The 17800-nt window shown below is 39.1% G+C and carries 14 protein-coding genes and 1 tRNA gene; 7 read left to right on the forward strand and 8 right to left on the reverse strand.

Going from position 1 to position 17800, the window contains the following annotated elements; all coding sequences use genetic code 11:
• Positions 1-139: 139 nt before the first annotated feature.
• The 4 genes from E4661_RS16010 to mce form a co-directional block, all read right to left on the reverse strand.
• Positions 140-814, reverse strand: coding sequence for a hypothetical protein (locus E4661_RS16010; RefSeq protein ID WP_136468474.1), 675 nt, complete (start codon positions 812-814; stop codon positions 140-142).
• Positions 815-816: 2 nt separating this feature from the next.
• Positions 817-1830, reverse strand: a complete 1014-nt coding sequence (locus tag E4661_RS16015; protein ID WP_136468475.1) for a hypothetical protein — start codon at positions 1828-1830, stop codon at positions 817-819.
• 170 nt (positions 1831-2000) lie between these two features.
• A tRNA-Ile gene (locus tag E4661_RS16020) sits at positions 2001-2074 on the reverse strand.
• Between the two features lie 59 nt (positions 2075-2133).
• On the reverse strand, positions 2134-2541 hold the full coding sequence (gene mce / locus E4661_RS16025) for a methylmalonyl-CoA epimerase (RefSeq protein ID WP_136468476.1): 408 nt from the start codon (positions 2539-2541) through the stop codon (positions 2134-2136).
• Between the two features lie 101 nt (positions 2542-2642).
• On the opposite strand from mce, the gene rbfA reads away from it, so the two are divergent.
• Positions 2643-3035, forward strand: coding sequence for a 30S ribosome-binding factor RbfA (gene rbfA / locus E4661_RS16030; RefSeq protein ID WP_136468477.1), 393 nt, complete (start codon positions 2643-2645; stop codon positions 3033-3035).
• Positions 3036-3037: 2 nt separating this feature from the next.
• Positions 3038-4249 carry an ABC transporter permease gene (locus E4661_RS16035; protein WP_136468478.1) on the forward strand — a complete coding sequence of 404 codons (1212 nt, stop codon included), beginning with the start codon at positions 3038-3040 and terminating at the stop codon, positions 4247-4249.
• On the opposite strand, the gene dusB is transcribed toward E4661_RS16035, so the two are convergent.
• Positions 4246-5238: a tRNA dihydrouridine synthase DusB gene (dusB, locus tag E4661_RS16040; protein ID WP_136468479.1), complete on the reverse strand. Its 993-nt coding sequence runs from the start codon at positions 5236-5238 to the stop codon at positions 4246-4248. The genes E4661_RS16035 and dusB overlap by 4 nt on opposite strands.
• Positions 5239-5288: 50 nt before the next feature.
• Positions 5289-7706, reverse strand: a complete 2418-nt coding sequence (locus E4661_RS16045) for an outer membrane beta-barrel family protein (RefSeq protein WP_136468480.1) — start codon at positions 7704-7706, stop codon at positions 5289-5291.
• Between the two features lie 154 nt (positions 7707-7860).
• On the opposite strand from E4661_RS16045, the gene lepA reads away from it, so the two are divergent.
• Positions 7861-9657: a translation elongation factor 4 gene (lepA, locus tag E4661_RS16050; protein WP_136468481.1), complete on the forward strand. Its 1797-nt coding sequence runs from the start codon at positions 7861-7863 to the stop codon at positions 9655-9657.
• 109 nt (positions 9658-9766) lie between these two features.
• Here lepA and E4661_RS16055 read toward each other — a convergent pair whose 3' ends face one another.
• On the reverse strand, positions 9767-10027 hold the full coding sequence (locus E4661_RS16055; protein WP_136468482.1) for a hypothetical protein: 261 nt from the start codon (positions 10025-10027) through the stop codon (positions 9767-9769).
• Positions 10028-10152: 125 nt separating this feature from the next.
• Positions 10153-11979 (reverse strand): cation:proton antiporter, encoded by a 1827-nt coding sequence (locus E4661_RS16060; protein WP_136468483.1) that lies wholly within the window; start codon positions 11977-11979, stop codon positions 10153-10155.
• A gap of 185 nt (positions 11980-12164) precedes the next feature.
• Between E4661_RS16060 and E4661_RS16065 the strand changes: the two genes are divergently transcribed.
• From E4661_RS16065 to E4661_RS16080, 4 genes are all read left to right on the forward strand, one after another.
• Complete coding sequence (locus E4661_RS16065; protein ID WP_136468484.1) at positions 12165-12953, forward strand: universal stress protein; 789 nt, start codon at positions 12165-12167, stop codon at positions 12951-12953.
• A gap of 29 nt (positions 12954-12982) precedes the next feature.
• A complete protein-coding gene (locus tag E4661_RS16070) occupies positions 12983-15187 on the forward strand; it encodes a SulP family inorganic anion transporter (protein WP_136468485.1) in 2205 nt (734 codons plus the stop codon).
• Positions 15188-15258: 71 nt separating this feature from the next.
• Positions 15259-16125, forward strand: a complete 867-nt coding sequence (locus E4661_RS16075; protein WP_136468486.1) for an MBL fold metallo-hydrolase — start codon at positions 15259-15261, stop codon at positions 16123-16125.
• A gap of 27 nt (positions 16126-16152) precedes the next feature.
• Positions 16153-17799, forward strand: coding sequence for a S8 family peptidase (locus tag E4661_RS16080; protein ID WP_136468487.1), 1647 nt, complete (start codon positions 16153-16155; stop codon positions 17797-17799).
• The last annotated feature ends 1 nt before the right edge of the window (position 17800 follow it).

Raw genomic sequence — 17800 nt, forward strand, 5'->3', positions numbered from 1 at the left:
TGTTTGGCAAGTTCTAATAATCCTAACTTTGGTTTGATGATCTTTTCTTCTGTACTCATCTGACAAATCTAATTTAAGGGTTAAACTAATTTATTAAGATTGTCAGATTAAGTCTTAACTATTACAAATTATGCTAAGTTTATTTTATTGAGAGTATCTTTTTGATTCTAAGAATATCATCTTCTCCTTTTTCCGAATGGATATTTGCTTTCCAGTTAGAAAAACTTGATTCTAAAGTTCCTTTATTAATGGGGTTTCCGTTCATTAAAAAAGATTCATAAAGAAGCTCAAAGAAGTCTTTTTTACGCCTACCTATATATTGATCGATACCATTTTCAATAATCAAATGAAACAATGTAAAAAGCAATTTATAATTAGCGGCAGTTTTATTTTTATTAGGTAGTCTAAAATCAATTTTATCCTTTGGCTTTTTGTTCCTAATTAAAAGTTTTAGATTCAATGCCGAATCGCTATCAAGCATCAGTTCTTTGTAATCGACAGAATTAAAAAGTAGTCTCTTAAACTTAAAGCCATAAAGAGCATTTTTCTTTATTCTTTGAACTGAATAATATGCTGCTACAAAAATTAGAAGAATAAAACCCACCCCAACATAACCAGCAATAAAATAAGGCTTGTTTTCCATTGAGATAAATCTATTCGGCACAATCACCATTACAGATATAAGCAATACAACAAATAACAAAAAAGCTATCTTAGTTGTATCATTTTTTAAAATTTTAGATTGTATAAAATCATCAGTAATTAACTCAATTTTATATATAACCTTTCCTAAAAAATTGATTAGATGCTCCATAATTAATCAGTAAAAAATTGTTTTATTTCCTCCCGATTTAGGTCATCGACTTCATCCAAAATTAGACCACCTAGAACTTCTTCCTCAACTTCTATCTCAAACTTATCTATCTTAATCCCGTAAAGACAATTAATCTGTTCCAAAATAAAATTCAAAATCCAAGTATCGAGTAATTGACCTTGTTCTAAATAATGAATTTGTTTTTTTAGCCATTCTATTAGATGGACTTTTATCTTCTTGTTTTTTTCATCAACAATAGATTTTACAATCATTGCTAAATTATCAATAAACCTAACCTTTTCTTGTTTAGCTAAATTGCTAAAAGGATTTGAAATGTTGTCCAAAAGGGAATCACCTTTATAATTTGAATAAAGGTTAAAAGTTAAATACTGCGGAAAAAACCCTAAAACTAAATCCCTCTTTAATATCTTTATTGTTACATAGCCACCAACGGTATTGGCATTATTATTTAAAGGTAAAATATCTAAATCTCTTCCTTTTACAATTTCTCTAAGAATAATATTATTTATAACAAACAAATCATTTTCTATTTCACTAGAATTATTTCCTTTTGCATCTTTAATCAATTGGTTTTCTATGGATTCAATTCCTTTATGACTTAAGTTAGGTTCATTGAACCTATATTCTTTCCTATCTAAATAAACTTTTGACATTCCATCGGAAGAAGGGGGCATATGTTCAAAAAAAGATATTCCAAAAAAACCTCCTTTTACTCCAAAAACTAATACATCCTTATTTAAAGACTTTATCATTCTCTTCGAGACACTTATTTTATTGTAACTTTTTCGAAGTTTGATTTTAAATTCTTTCAAATTTTGCTCCCGTAAATCATCCCAATTTCCTAAAAAGGAAAACATCAAATTATTCTTAAAATGTTCTATTTTGTTATAAAGGGTTCTTTCACATATATTCCTGCTTCCATTAAAATGAGTAAGTTGTGAATCTGAACCTATTATTGCATATTTTTTTGTTTTTGATCCTATTATAAGTGTCATCTATAATTTTACTTGTAACCTTTAAAAAACAAGTTAAGGAAAAGTAAGCTTGAAGTTACTTCTATTTACATAAAATGAGAAAATAGAACGTTAGAAATGTTGTACCTATGTTGTACCCGTCCTAAAAAACAAAAGCTCCCGATTTCTCGGAAGCTTTGTCTTTACTAGTGTGGTCCCACATGGGCTCGAACCATGGACCCCCTGATTATGAGTCAGGTGCTCTAACCAACTGAGCTATAGGACCCGCAAAATTGCGGATGCAATATTACTACTTATTTTTCTTCACCGCAAGGTTTTACCCCGCTACTCTTCCTTTATTTCTTGGCAAAGTTCCACTAAAACGCCATTTGTGCCCTTTGGGTGCAAAAATGCCACCCATTTATTGTCCGCACCTTTTTTGGGTTTTTCGTTCAATAAAACAAAGCCCTCTTCTTGTAAACGGGCCATTTCTTTTTTAATATCCTCTACAGCAAAGGCAATATGGTGGATGCCCTCTCCTTTTTTCTCTAAAAATTTGGCAATAGGGCTTTCGGTCGTGGTAGCCTCCAACAACTCCACCTTGTTTGGACCAGATTTGAAAAAGGAGGTACGCACCCCTTCCGAAGCAACTTCTTCCATCTTATAGGGTTCCACTCCCATTAATTTGGTAAACAGTGCATTGGAATCTTTCAAGTTTTTGACCGCAATGCCTATGTGTTCTATCTTATCCATAACACTACTTTTTAACCGATTGGCTTCAGCTTTTCATCAAAAATAAGCACTGTTGTGGTTTCAAGTCATGAGGTTCGTCATTTATTCCGTTATTTTGCACTATGGAAACACAACGGCAAAGAAAAATAGCTGGAATCATTCAAAAGGACATGGCCGACATACTGCAGCGTGCGGCTACGGATGGAGGCCTTCAGGGGACTTTGATATCCGTTTCCAAAGTCTATATCACGACCGATCTTTCGATTGCCAAAGTGTACGTTAGCATTTTTCCGAACAAAAGTGCTTCAGAGTTACTTGAAGGGATTCAGTCCAACAAAAGTTTGATCAAGCACGAGTTGGCCCAACGTACCAAAAGCCAACTACGCCGAGTTCCCGAACTCAATTTTTATCTGGACGATTCGTTGGAATACATTGATAAGATTGAAAAATCCCTTAAAGGCGAAGAAAACCCGATTGAAAATAGGGACTTGCTTGACAAACGAAAGAAATCCTGATCTTGAATTTCCCTTTTTACATTGCCAAACGCTATATCCGTTCCAAAAGCAGCCAAAATGCTGTAAACATTATCAACTTTATTACGTTTTTGGTCATTGTCATTGGGTCAGCAGCTTTGTTCATCGTGCTCTCAGGTTTTGCAGGATTGAAGACCTTTAGTCTGTCGTTCACCAATGTTTTTGACCCAGATTTAAAGGCGCTGCCGACTACGGGAAAGCACTTTTCCATAACACCGAGTGAAGAAGAAGCGCTTCTGAATATTGAAGGTCTTGCCAATTATTCCAAAGAACTTGAGGAACGTGCCTATATGACCTTTCGTGAAAAAAGTTGTATCGCTTACATCAAGGGTGTTGATGAAAATTACAGATCGGTTACGGGCGTAGATAGCACCCTGTACTTTGGAAATTGGGGTGTGATGGAATATAACGGTGTTGCCGGAATCGGAATTTACAATCAGCTCAACGTTCCTATTGACAACTACCAAAACCCAATGACCATTTTGGTGCCAAAACCGGGCAAAGGTTCGTTTTCGCCACAAGGGCTGAACGCTCCAAAACCCTATAACGAACTTCCCATTGTCTTAAGTGGTGTCTATTCTATTGAAGAAAATCTGGATAAAAAATATGTTTTTGCCCAACTCCCATTGGTTCAGGCTTTGTTGGAAAAAGATAGCACTCAAGTTTCAGGTGTCAACTTTAAGTTGGACAATTCTGCGTCGGTCGATGATATTAAAGAGAGGGTTAGGACAGTTTTGGGCAATAAGGTAATCCTTTTGGACCGCCAAGAACAGAATGGTACTTTGTACCGAATGTTAAACACTGAAAATTTAGCTACATACCTCATATTTACCTTGGTATTGATCATTGCTCTTTTTAATGTCGTAGGGGCTATTATCATGATGATATTGGACAAGCAACAAAACTCGAAAACCTTATTTGGTCTAGGGGCCACTATCAAAGAGTTGCGAACTATTTATTTTACCCAAGGGGTTTTAGTGACTTCGCTAGGAGGACTTATCGGCGTTTTAATCGGATCTTTATTGATTGCTTCGCAATTGGCGTTTGGATGGTTGAAAATAACTCCTTCCCTTCCCTATCCGGTTGAATTTGATATCATGAATGTGCTAATCGTACTGGTCACCATAGTAGTACTTGGTTTTATCTCGTCCAAAATCGCTAGTAGCCGAATAAATAGAAGACTGGTCTCGGTCTAAACAAATTGATGGTCTCCGAACTTCTCCAAAACCTCATCAAAGGCAGCAAAAACATCTGCGGATTCATCGCTGGTCACCATTTTCATGCGGTACTCTTTAAAATGCGGAATACCTTTAAAGTAATTGGTGTAGTGTCTTCTAGTTTCAAAAACACCTAGTTTTTCCCCTTTCCAGTCAATGGACATTTGTAAATGCCTCCGGGCAGCATCTACCCGTTCCTCCATTGAAGGCGGCGCCAAGTGCTCCCCTGTTTCAAAAAAGTGTTTCACTTCTTTAAAAAACCACGGGTTTCCAATGCTTGCCCTGCCAATCATGGCCCCATCCAAGCCAAAATCATCACGCATTCTTACCGCTGCTTCGGGAGTGTCCACATCGCCATTGCCAAAAACAGGAATGTGCATTCTTGAATTGTTCTTGACCTCCGTAATCGGTTTCCAATCAGCATAGCCTTTATACATCTGCACCCTGGTACGACCATGAATGGAAATTGCTTTGATACCCACATCTTGCAGTCTTTCTGCAACCTCAACAATTTTAATGGAATCATTGTCCCATCCCAATCTGGTCTTAACGGTAACGGGTAGTTTGGTGCGCTTTACAATTTCCTCGGTCAACTTTACCATCAAGGGAATGTCCCTTAGTATGCCCGCTCCAGCATTTTTGCTGACCACTTTTTTTACAGGGCAACCAAAATTGATGTCTATAATATCTGGATTCGACTTTTCAACAATATCCACAGCTTGCAGCATAGAATCCAGCTCTGCTCCAAATATTTGGATGCCAACAGGTCTTTCCTTTTCGTAAATGTCCAGTTTGATGACACTTTTGGCCGCATCTCGAATCAATCCTTCGGAAGAAATGAATTCTGTATATACCACATCGGCCCCTTGCTCTTTGCACAAAGCACGAAAAGGTGGGTCGCTAACATCTTCCATTGGAGCCAGAAGCAACGGAAAATCAGGAAGTTCTATGTTTCCAATTTTTGGCAAATCCTAAAATTTTTGGACTGCAAAAGTACAAAATGCCATAAAAACAGAAATTACTCGTCGGCTTCTAACCGTTCCCTTTCATTTTTATCAATTCCTCTTTGGTTGTCATCCAACTTGAAGTTTCCAAAATTATAGGTGAAGCCGAATCGAACGAATTGCGTTTCGGGACGTCTTCGGTAAAAATTATCTTGGTTCAAATATTGGGAAGTGTATGTAGGCACATATTTTTGAAGAACATCTTCCGCGGCGACGGAAACGGTTACCCTATCATTCCAAAGTGATTTTCTTAATCCCAATGACAGGTTCAACTGATCATCCACGAGATATGAACCAAACAAGGATTTGGAAATATAGGTCATGGTCGCCTCTCCTGTAAATGATCCATCTTTTGAGAGTGTCAGATAGTTGGCCAGATATAGGTAAACGCCATCTACGGCATTAGTGAACTCCTGATTATTGCTTTCTTCGGCCAAAAAGGTTTCCTCTTCATGAAAAAGTGAAGCATAAGCATACACAAACCAAGGTGGTAAAATACCTTTGCTAAGCGTTAAATCCAACCCATAAGACTTGCTTGCCAAAACATTCTGCTTTAATTCAACAAGGGTTTGGTCATCATTGTCCTGAAACACCAAATAGGCAATGTTTTTACCATTATCCCGATAGTAGAGATCTAAGAACAACTCGCTGTTGAATGAATAATTTAAGTTGAAGTTATTGCTAAAGCTGGGTCGAAGTCCGGGGTTTCCTTCTTCAAAATCATTTTCATTAAAGAACACCCTAAAGGGGTTTAGGTCATTGTACTTTGGTCTATCCACATTTCTCCCGTAGTCAAAAGTGAAACTATGTTTGTCCGAAGGCGAATATAATATAGAAGCCGAAGGAAATGGCTCAAAAAAATCAATGGTATTGACCTCTCCCGATGTAAGGGATGTTCCTATTGCCTTGGTCAATTCACCTCTCAACCCCAGTTTCATGGACCACTTTTCCCAACTTTTAACAAAGCTCAGGTACCCCGCATACACCTTCTCGTCATATTCGTAGTCATCTGATAGGGAGGTGTTGGCATTGTTGTCCGTTCCCGTAAAGTTTAAAAAATCGATAGTGTTTTTTGACGCTATGCTCGAAACCTTCAAACCAGTTTCAATGGAAGAAGTGCCAATGGGCGAAGCATAGTCGGCTTGACCAGTAAAAATATGAATGTCTTGTTGAGCATTCGTGTCGAATCCGAAGTCCCTCAAAAACGTCCCAGAATCATCTAAATAGGTAGAGAACAGGTTTTGCATGGAGGACCCATCAAAAAAGGTATAATGACCGTTTAAAGATACTTTTGCTCCTGGTTTTTTCAGTTTGTGAACATAAGTAAGATCAAAAGCCAAATTAGTGTTATCTGTATCCTCAAGGTTCCGGGTGGTAAATGTTGAATCTATCTGTCTTTGTCCGTTCCTAATTACTGCATCCAGATTCGTTATCCTTTCTCTGTTAGGGTTAATCGCTAAGTTTGAAGTGAAATTTAAGCTGTTTTGATCATCAAAATCATAGTCCAAAATCAGGTTTGCATTATGCGCTTTGGACCTTGTAATTTCGTCGTAATCCGAATTCCATCTAGAGAAAATAGACCGTGTATCATCAATAAAATTGATTCCTTTAATAGCTTTCCTGATTTCTTTCTTAGGGTTTATGCTATAATTGGTAAATATGTTCAGTTTATCCGTTTTAAAGAAATGGCTTGTGCCAAAAGCAAATTTTGGAAAGACCGCTTGGGTGTATGTCCCATTAATGCTGCCCTTGTACCCGGGAACAATATTTTTGTTGGTTACAATATTTAAAATCGCCCCGCTTTCTGCTTCAAACTCGGCTCCAGGATTATGAATGGCTTCAACAGATTTTATGGTTGTGCCAGACAAGCCTTCCAAAAGGTCTTTAATTTCATTATCCGATAATTGGACTTTTCTATTGTTGACATAAATTTCAGCTCCTCTACCGCGAATAAGAATATCTTCCCGGTTCACTATTATTCCAGGCATTTTCTTTATGATATCCCATGTATTGCCTTGTGAAACTACTGTGTTTTCAACTGAAAAGACCAGTCTGTCTGCCAATCTTTTGAGCTTTGGGCGCTGTGACGTCACCACAACCTCATCCAATAGGTTTTCGGCTAGCGGAATTACCAATGCTCCGAGGGAAATATCGTTTTTAATATCCAACGCCTGTGGTTTAGAACCTGTCCCCACATAGCTGGCCTGTAATAAGTATATATTCGGTTGAACCCCGTCCAGCTCAAATAATCCATTCTCGTTTGCAGAGGTTCCACTCACAAAAGTAGAATCAATGGCCTTAAGCAGTAAAATATTGGCAAAGGGAATAATATTGTTTTCGCTATCCACAACCTTTCCCTTGATCTGAAAAGTCTGGGCAGTTAAGTTTAAAGCCGTCAAAAACACCAATAAAAAAATACAGGTGATTCGCATTAGTTGAGTTTGGGGTTCGTTCCCAAATCTAAGAAAATATTTTAGAGGGGTAAATCCATTAGTTTTTCATATTTTAAAAAATGCAGTTCGCTGGCACTGAAAACAACTATATTTGCATTTGCTAACATCCCAGAATATTGGGTAATGGTTGTCAATGAAGAAGATTAGAAATTTTTGCATAATTGCCCATATCGATCACGGTAAAAGTACTTTGGCAGACCGCCTGCTCGATTTTACCGGTTCTGTCACCGAACGTGAGAAACAGGACCAGTTGCTCGATAATATGGATCTTGAGCGTGAGCGTGGTATCACTATTAAAAGCCATGCTATTCAAATGGAATATGAGCATAACGGCGAAACCTACATACTCAATCTAATTGATACTCCAGGGCACGTTGACTTCTCCTATGAAGTATCCCGCTCTATTGCGGCCTGCGAAGGCGCACTTTTGGTTGTAGATGCTGCACAAAGTATTCAAGCACAAACCATTTCCAATTTATACCTAGCACTGGAAAACGATTTGGAGATTATTCCCGTACTGAACAAGGTGGACCTTCCCAGCGCAAATCCTGAAGAAGTTACTGATGATATTGTTGACCTTTTAGGCTGTGATGCGGAAGAGGTGATTCCTGCAAGTGCGAAAACCGGGATTGGGATTGAAGATATCCTGACCGCGATTATTGAAAGGGTTCCGGCTCCCGAAGGAAACACAAACGAACCTCTCCAAGCCTTGGTCTTTGATTCTGTCTACAATCCTTTTAGGGGGGTAGAAACCTATTTTCGGGTTGTAAATGGGGAAATCAAAAAAGGCCAAAAGATAAAATTTGTCGCTACGGACAAAGACTATTTTGCTGATGAAATCGGAACCTTAAAGCTAACCCAGGTTCCTAAGAATACCATCTCAACGGGCGATGTGGGTTACCTCATCACCGGTATCAAAGATGCCCGAGAAGTCAAAGTGGGTGATACCATTACCGATGCCAATACACCCACCCAAAATGCCATTGAAGGTTTTGAAGACGTAAAACCTATGGTTTTTGCAGGGATATACCCTGTGGACACCGAAGATTTTGAAGAGCTTAGGTCTTCCATGGAAAAACTTCAGCTGAATGATGCTTCCTTGGTATTTACCCCAGAAAGCAGTGCCGCCTTGGGCTTCGGTTTTCGATGCGGGTTTTTGGGTATGTTGCATATGGAAATCATCCAGGAGCGATTGGAGCGGGAGTTTAACATGACCGTAATTACCACCGTTCCCAACGTAAGCTACCATGCCTATACAACCAAGGAAAAAGAAACTGCGCTTATCGTAAATAACCCTTCAGATTTGCCAGACCCTTCAACGGTTGACCGTGTAGAGGAACCTTATATTAAAGCCACAATCATTACCAAGTCAGATTTTGTCGGAAACGTGATGTCTTTATGTATTGAAAAACGGGGACAAATCACCAATCAGACCTATTTGACCACAGAGCGTGTGGAACTCACTTTCGATATGCCCTTGGCCGAAATCGTCTTTGATTTTTACGACCGGTTGAAAACCGTTTCAAAGGGGTACGCTTCTTTCGATTATGCGCCAATAGGCATGCGAACCTCCAAATTGGTCCGAGTAGATATTCTTTTGAATTCGCAACCTGTCGACGCTTTATCTGCATTGGTCCATTTTGATAATGCTCACACCATTGGTAAAAAGATGTGTGAAAAGTTAAAAGAGCTTATTCCAAGGCAGCAGTTTGATATTCCTATCCAAGCTGCCATCGGCTCCAAGATTATTTCTAGAGAAACCATAAAAGCCCTGCGTAAAGATGTTACCGCCAAATGTTATGGAGGTGATATTTCCCGAAAACGAAAGCTGCTCGAAAAGCAGAAAAAAGGGAAAAAACGTATGCGCCAAGTGGGCAATGTTGAAATTCCTCAGCAAGCTTTTATGGCCGTACTTAAATTGAATGATTAGTCACCATTTACTTCAACCTATGCTTCGAAAGTTGTAAATCCGGCATCATCCAATAAACCATGTTGGTGTTACTGCCAATGAAAGTGTTTTTTTCATCATTTTAGTTTTCCTAAAATTCCAGCCCCATATCTAATTCGCAATCGAGTTCAATGTACAGCTTTGGGGTAAGTTCAAGCGCATCTAGTTGATCTTGGGAAACTGTAATTGATTTATCCCTCGCTTCTGCAGTATATGTTCCATCTCCATTATTGCAGATTTCAAATTTGGCGCCTAGGTCTGATATACAAGATTCACAATTATATCCGTCATCTTTGGAACATCCCACAAAAAGCATGGTTAAAAGAACCACTGACAATACACTCCTTTCCATTTTAGAATTTTATAGTTAATACAGCGGAATGTAGCATCATCAGAGGGGTTTATTCCTTGCCAATTGATGAATGCCCTGTATGAATTGACGGATGAAGAGATTTGAAGAAAAGTATAGGCGTCCTATTATTCTATATCGAACGTTTTCCCCAAATAGACCAATTTGTACCCTTCCCCTTTAGGGGAAAAATCCTTGCTGTTGGGTGGAATAATATCTATGTTTCCATTTGGAGCCTTGGTAAAGACGGGAATAATGTCATTATCCTTTTGGGCAATGTTTATAAGGTTGTCGTAATGTGCTTTGTCTTTTAAATCAATTTCTTGGATAGATGGATATTTTCTAACGGCATCCGTCAATTTAATAAAGTCATCATTATAGGAAAACAGCCCCTCACCGAGGCCTATGTCCGGGTCGTTCATTTCTTCCGTATTTACCAAACGGAAGGCTCCGTTCTCTCCAAATTGATGCTGAAATTTTTCTATTGCAAATTTGTTGATGTCCGAATTCCCCGTCAATGCCATCAAATAACCCATATCGTTCAACTCAATGTTATCGGCTATAGAATCTGAAAAAATATTAGCTGTCATAGCCTCTAATCCTAATTTTTGGGCTTTTTCCACGTTGGTTTGATTATTATCGATAAGCACCACGTGCCTTTTGTTCTTTTTGAGATAGCTTCCGATAAGCCGCGAAACTTTCGAAGCGCCGATAATCAAAATCCCTTCAGATTTAGTTAAAAACACACCCACCAATTTGGCAAACAATCGTGCAGTTGTAGCATTCAATAGAACCGTTCCCAGCACGATCATAAATACCAAAGGGGTAATATATTCAGCTCCCGGCTCTCCTTTTGCCAGCAACTTTGACCCAAAAAGTGAAGCGATTCCTGCCGCAACAATCCCTCGTGGACCTACCCATCCAATAAATAACTTTTCATTCAACTTTAAATCTGATCCTTTTGCACTGAGAAACACGCCCAAGGGTCGAATCACAAAAACGACAACAGCAAAAAGAATGGCCGTGTTCCAATTGAAAATCAACTCCATGTCGCTCATATTTATATTGGCCGCCAAAAGAATAAAGAGAATCGAAATCAGGAGAACGCTCAACGACTCTTTAAAATAGAGCAATTCCTTAAAATTGGGCAGGTTCATATTGCCCAATGCCATACCCATGACCACAACCGCCAAAAGTCCCGATTCGTGGGCAAAAAGGTCGGATTCTACGAACACAAAAAGAACAACGGATAACGAAACCACATTTAGCAGATAATGCGGAATAAGATTTCTCTTAATGGCAAAAGCTAACGCATGGGCAAATGTGAATCCGAACGTAGTCCCAAATAACAAGATTTTTCCAAACTCAATAAGTGCTGTTTTGGTAAAGGCCTGCCCCTCCCCAACACTTATAAATTCAAACACCAATACGGCGACCAAGGCACCGATGGGGTCGATAAGGATTCCCTCCCATTTTAAAACTGCCGATACATCTTTTTTAAGCGGGATGTTTCGGAGTATGGGTGTAATAACCGTTGGACCGGTTACAATAATCAATGCGGAGAACAAAAAAGAAATCTGCCAAGTAAGTCCAAAAATATGATGCGCAGCTATACCAGCTCCAAAAAACGTGACAACAGAACCTAGTGTGATCAGCTTGGTAATCACAGGCCCCACATTTTTAATTTCAGCACGTTTTAAGGTCAGTCCTCCCTCGAACAGAATAATGCTAATGGCCAGTGAAACAAAATAATACAACCCATCACCAGGGAAAAGACCTTTTGTACCATTCCATACCGGTTCAATTAACTTAGACCCATCCTCAGTGTACAATGTGGCTATGGGCCCCACCAACAAACCAATCAAAATCAACGGTAAAATAGCCGGTAATTTGAAGCGCCATGCCGTCCATTGGGCAACAATTCCTAATATTATGATTCCTGCAAGCTCTAGCATTGTTCCACTTTTGTTGAAATTTACAGTTTTTCGTTCAAAAATGTAAACAATCCTACAAAGCAGTTTTATCTCTTTTGACATTAAGTGTTATATTGGCCCCCGATCCGTAAAAAAAATCCTTGAACCAGCCCTTTAAAACCGTCTTATTTGGATTTGCGTTTTCTCCTTCGCTAAAAATCAATATCATGGAGACCTCAAGGATTGCGCATTTTTTCAATGCGAAGCTTCTTTTGTTGCATGTAGGAGAAAAAACAACAGAAAAAGAGCAGCAAATACATCAGATTATCTCGCAAATAGACTATAAAGACCTAGACATTTCCATTGAATGGAAGCCAGGAAAGCCTGATAAGGTTTTATTGGAAACCTGTGAAAGATTGAATGTAGACTTGTTGATTCTTGGCGCGCTCCAGCATGAAAATCTATATCAATTTTATGTGGGCTCCATTGCCCGAAAATTGACACGAAAAGTTTGTTGTTCCGTATTGTTGCTCATAAAACCTTCTGAGAAACGAGTGCCCTGCGAACATGTTGTTGTAAATGGATTGGAAGATGACGATACCCCATTTGCCATTTCCAATGCCTGTTATGTTTCCCATTCTCTTGGAGCAAAACAGTTGACCATTGTTGAAGAAATAAGACAAAAAGAAATTGCTGTAAGTGTTGAAGATGATAAATCCCTTAAAAAAGCGACGATTTTAAAGGAACGCTTACGACATCGTGAAGATTCACGAGTTCGAAAAATCTTGAAATCCATTCCTGTTGAGTTTCTAGAAAACCTTAAGATAAAAACACAAAGTATTTTTGGAAAAAGAGGCTATTCTATTGGTCATTATGCCGAAGTGGTACGTGCTGACCTTTTGGTAATGAACGCCCCAAAAAAAACAGGATTATTAGATCGTATTTTTCCCCATGATATTGAATATATTTTATCCGATTTACCAACCGACCTACTGATTGTTAGAAAAAGAAATTGACCGCTAAGACCGACCATACAAAGCTGTTTATGAAAAACCTGCCCAAAAACCTTTTTTCGGGCTTTGTGGTTTCGCTTATTGCACTGCCTTTGGGTCTTGGATTGGCCATAGCCAGTGATGCTCCTCCAATATCGGGTATCATCGCAGCCATTGTAGGCGGTTCAGTTGTTGCATTATTAGGTGGTTCAAATGTTACCATTACGGGCCCTGGAAATGGATTGGTCATTGTGCTTTTGAGTGCTATAACCACATTAGGTGCCGGTGATTTGTACCAGGGGTATCTTTACACGCTTGCGGCCATAGTTGTTTCTGGTGTTTTAATGCTGCTTTTGGGCTTTTTGAAAATGGGTCGTTTGGCCGATTTCTTTCCCGCTTCGGCAATCGAAGGAATGCTTGCTGCTATTGGTTGGGGCATTTTTGCCAAACAGTTTCATATTATGATAGGCCATAACAACGAACATGGAAGCATCGTAAAGTTGTTGGCGCAAATCCCTAATGGTTTAATTGATCTATTCCAAAATGGATCCATTGAAGAACTTATTGCGGCGGGAGTAGGCATCGTGAGCTTGGGAATTATGGTGTTCTATGGCAAAATTAGAAATCAATATTTTCAACTTATTCCTGCACCCATGTGGATTTTAATCCTGTCCATTGGCTTCACTTATTCCTTTGGATGGCTAAATATTCCTTTTCCCCTTGATGCTAATTATTTGATTTCGATTCCAGAGAATGTATTGTCCAATTTAGCCTTTCCCGATTTCTCGAAATCGCTTCAAAAAGATTTTATCCTCAGTGTATTCGCCATTACGCTCATAGCAAGTATTGAATCCCTATTGAGTATTAAAGCAGTTGATAAGCTTGATCCTGAAAGTAGGCGTTCCAATGTGAACAAAGATTTGAAGGCTCTTGGACTGGCAACTTCCTTGAGCGGACTCGTGGGGGGGTTGAATGTGGTCACGGTGATAGCACGAAGCTCTGTAAATGTAAACAATGGCGCCACTAACAGGTCCGCAAACTTCTTCCACGCAACTTTTTTGGTCATTTTTATCCTTTTGTTCCAACAACAGATCAAGCAAATACCGTTGGCTGCATTGGCTGCAATTTTGGTGTATACCGGCTACAAGTTGGCGACCCCTAAGACTTTCAGTAAAGTGGCTAAAATTGGAAAAGAGCAGATTGTCATCTTTTTGGCCACCTTGCTTACGACACTATTTACCAACCTGATAACGGGCATTGGTGTGGGTATTCTCACAACCTTGGTCATTCATATGTTCCTGAATAAGAGTATTTTTCTTTTTCTTGGAAATGTTTTTAAACCGAATGTACTCTTGTTTCAAGAACATGAGGAAAAAACTTATTATGTAAGTGTAAAATACTTCTGCAGCTTTTTAAATTTTTCAAGGCTCAAAAACAAATTGGATGTTATCCCCGAAGACCAAAATGTGATTGTTGATTTTTCCATGTGCGGATTTGTAGATCATACTGTGATGGAAGGATTAGAGGCTTATATGCATGTTTTCTTAAAAAAGGGAGGAAGCATTGAAATTGTCGGTCTAGATAAACATGACGCAGATTCCAAACACCCTTTTGCCATTAGAAAAATACTTCCATTAGGTTCGCTAAAACCTATCGAAAAATACTTTACGCGAAGACAGGTACATTTGGAAGAAACATCCAACGAATTGGGTTGGACGTATGAGCCCAAAAAAAATACACAGGCCTCATTTTTATCGGACTTCATCTTTTTCCGAACTAGGGAGGTAAGTTATTTGTACAATCAACTTTTCACTGGTGAAAAAGGCTGTGCTGTTTTTGATCTTGAGTTCACCGAAGGTGCCTTTGTTGCCAAAGAAGTCGTAAAAACGACTGTTTTCTATATTGATCTACCGCAAGAGATTCCGGTTTTCTCGTTGGATAAGGAAGGACTATTGGAACGATTGTACAAACTAGCTGGGTTTAAAGATATTATGATTGACAATCATTCGGATTTCAACCGCAGGTTCTTTTTAAGTGGTGAGAAGACGGCTGAAATCCAAGACCTTTTCCATGATGAACTTATTTTATTCCTGGAGAGCAATCCATATTACCATATTGAATCAAATGGGCATTCCTTGCTCATTCTCAAAAAAGAGCGCTTATTGAGCGTTCAAGAAATTAAGGCCATGATTTACTTTGGTCAACAGTTGCAAAAACTGCTCAAGCCTTCTTACACAGCCCAATATTTGTTAAAATAGGGCCAATAAACCCATGTTTTTTAACAATTTGCGTGCGGGTTTTCTTATTTTGCACGGCATTTGTTTTCTGAATGACGATTTATCCCATTGAAACTGGTAATTTTAAGTTGGACGGAGGTGCCATGTTCGGCGTGGTTCCAAAATCTATTTGGCAAAGGACCAACCCTGCCGATGCCAACAATATGATTGACCTTGCGGCCAGATGCCTCCTGATAGAAGATGGCAATAGACTTATCTTGATTGATAATGGGATGGGAGACAAACAATCTGAAAAGTTTTTTGGCCATTATTATCGTTGGGGTGACCATTCGCTGGATAAATCCTTAAAAAAATTGGGTTTTCGTAGGGACGATATCACCGATGTGTTTTTGACCCACTTGCATTTTGATCATTGTGGTGGAAGCATTCAATGGAACAAGGATAAAACAGGATACGAACCCGCTTTTAAAAATGCGCATTTTTGGTCCAATCAAAATCACTGGGACTGGGCAACAAATCCAAATGCCCGCGAGAAGGCCTCTTTTTTGAGGGAAAATCTTCTTCCGATGCAAGAAAGCGGCCAACTTCACTTTGTGAAGAAAAATGACCATTCGTTTCTCGAAAATTCAGAACTGGGATTTGGTATCCTTTTTGTTGATGGACATACCGAAAAACAGATGCTGCCACATATAAGCTATCAAGGGAGAACTATAGTCTTTGTTGCGGATTTACTTCCAACAGTAGGACATATTCCCCTTCCATATATAATGGGGTATGATACTAGGCCTTTACTGACTCTGGAAGAAAAAGCCCGGTTTTTGAACAACGCAGCTGAAAATAACTGGCTTTTGTTCTTTGAGCACGATGCACATAATCATTTGTGTTCCTTAAAACAAACCGAAAAAGGTGTACGGTTGAACGAGACCTTCTCCTTTAATGAAATATTTAAAACACAATAAAGTTTTACATTTTATAAAATATCAAATATGAATATCAAATACCTTAAGTTTCCGTTTGCCCTGTTTTCTATTTCTATTCTAATGGGTTGCGGTGCCACTACTTTGGTCTCCACTCCAGTGGAAAACATAGATGCCGTTCCACTTAAAATCTCAGAGCTTTCAGAATCCCAGAAAAAAACATGGGGGCATGCCGACCTTGTTTCCGATACGATACCTGGAATGAGCGTTGATAAGGCTTATAGGGAAATCATTAAAAACAGGCATGGAAAGACTGTTATTGTTGCTGTGGTGGATTCGGGAATGGACTTGGAACATGAGGATTTGGACGATGTGCTATGGACCAATAAAGGCGAACGACCAAACAACGGTAAAGACGACGATGGCAATGGCTATATTGATGATATTCATGGGTACAATTTTTTAGGTGAGGCGTACAACGAGCAATTGGAATATGTTCGTATGCTTCGTTTAAATGTGGGTGACGCTTCGGCCAGAGCCAAAGCCAGATTGAAACTTGATGAAGAATATCCCAAAGCCCTTCAAAACAAACAGCAATACGAGCAAATCTACCAAGTAGTCAAAAATGCGGATGAGGCTGTTAAAAAAGAACTAGGCAAAAACTCCTACACCAAAAAGGAACTTATGGGCATTGAGGCCAAAACCGAGCAAATGAAGCAAAACATAGCCGTCCTCAATCAAATGTTCTCGTATGGAGAAAGCATTCAAAGTGTTATGGAAGAGCTTTCTGATGGAATTAATTATTTCACCGAGCAGGTCAACTATAATCTCAACAAAGATTTTGATGGAAGAAAACCTGTTGGTGACAATCCATATGACGTAAAAGATATGTCCTACGGCAACGGAAATCCAAAAAACAGGGTAGATACTGAAAGTCATGGTACCCACGTTGCCGGAATAATCGCCGCAGAACGAAATAATGGAAAAGGTGTCAACGGGGTGGCCAAAAATGTAAAATTGATGAGCGTTAGAGCCGTTCCCAATGGCGATGAATATGATAAAGATATCGCCAATGCCATCCGCTATGCTGTGGACAACGGTGCAAAAATTATCAATTGTAGCTTCGGAAAGTCATTTTCACCCAATGCCCAATGGGTATACGATGCTATAAAATATGCGGCTTCCAAAGATGTTTTAATTGTGCACGCGGCTGGAAATGATGGAAATAACTTGGACAACCCTGAAAACCCAAACTTCCCAAATGATCATAATTTCGGTAATTCAGAATTTACCAATAATGTTATAACCGTTGGTGCTTTGACAAGTAATTATGGGTCAAAAATGGTTGCCAATTTCTCCAACTATGGAAAACAAAATGTTGATGTTTTTGCTCCTGGAGATGCCATTTATTCCACCTTGCCCAACAACACATACGACTTTCAAGGAGGTACTTCAATGGCCGCTCCTGCCGTATCGGGAGTTGCTGCATTGATTCGGTCATATTACCCACAGCTTTCGGCATCTCAGGTAAAACAAATTATTATCGAATCTGGCTTGCGATCAAAAGCATCGGTAATCGTTTCGGGTGACCCAGAAAAGGCAACAACTTTTGATAATATTTCAAAATCAGGAACCATGGTCAATGCCTATAACGCCTTGCTTTTGGCTGACAACATTTCCAAAGGAAAAACGACCTTGTCCAAAAACACAAAATAAA

The organism is Flagellimonas onchidii (assembly GCF_004804315.1).
Classification (GTDB): Bacteria; Bacteroidota; Bacteroidia; order Flavobacteriales; family Flavobacteriaceae; genus Flagellimonas; species Flagellimonas onchidii.

Bases quoted from the DNA above. Each gene is read 5' to 3' on its own strand.
- E4661_RS16010 (WP_136468474.1), bottom strand. From the start codon at position 814: ATGGAGCATCTAATCAATTTTTTAGGAAAGGTTATATATAAAATTGAG.
- mce (WP_136468476.1), bottom strand. From the start codon at position 2,541: ATGGATAAGATAGAACACATAGGCATTGCGGTCAAAAACTTGAAAGAT.
- E4661_RS16045 (WP_136468480.1), bottom strand. From the start codon at position 7,706: ATGCGAATCACCTGTATTTTTTTATTGGTGTTTTTGACGGCTTTAAAC.
- E4661_RS16080 (WP_136468487.1), top strand. From the start codon at position 16,153: ATGAATATCAAATACCTTAAGTTTCCGTTTGCCCTGTTTTCTATTTCT.
- E4661_RS16065 (WP_136468484.1), top strand. From the start codon at position 12,165: ATGGAGACCTCAAGGATTGCGCATTTTTTCAATGCGAAGCTTCTTTTG.
- rbfA (WP_136468477.1), top strand. From the start codon at position 2,643: ATGGAAACACAACGGCAAAGAAAAATAGCTGGAATCATTCAAAAGGAC.
- E4661_RS16055 (WP_136468482.1), bottom strand. From the start codon at position 10,027: ATGGAAAGGAGTGTATTGTCAGTGGTTCTTTTAACCATGCTTTTTGTG.
- E4661_RS16015 (WP_136468475.1), bottom strand. From the start codon at position 1,830: ATGACACTTATAATAGGATCAAAAACAAAAAAATATGCAATAATAGGT.
- E4661_RS16070 (WP_136468485.1), top strand. From the start codon at position 12,983: ATGAAAAACCTGCCCAAAAACCTTTTTTCGGGCTTTGTGGTTTCGCTT.
- E4661_RS16075 (WP_136468486.1), top strand. From the start codon at position 15,259: ATGACGATTTATCCCATTGAAACTGGTAATTTTAAGTTGGACGGAGGT.
- E4661_RS16060 (WP_136468483.1), bottom strand. From the start codon at position 11,979: ATGCTAGAGCTTGCAGGAATCATAATATTAGGAATTGTTGCCCAATGG.
- lepA (WP_136468481.1), top strand. From the start codon at position 7,861: ATGAAGAAGATTAGAAATTTTTGCATAATTGCCCATATCGATCACGGT.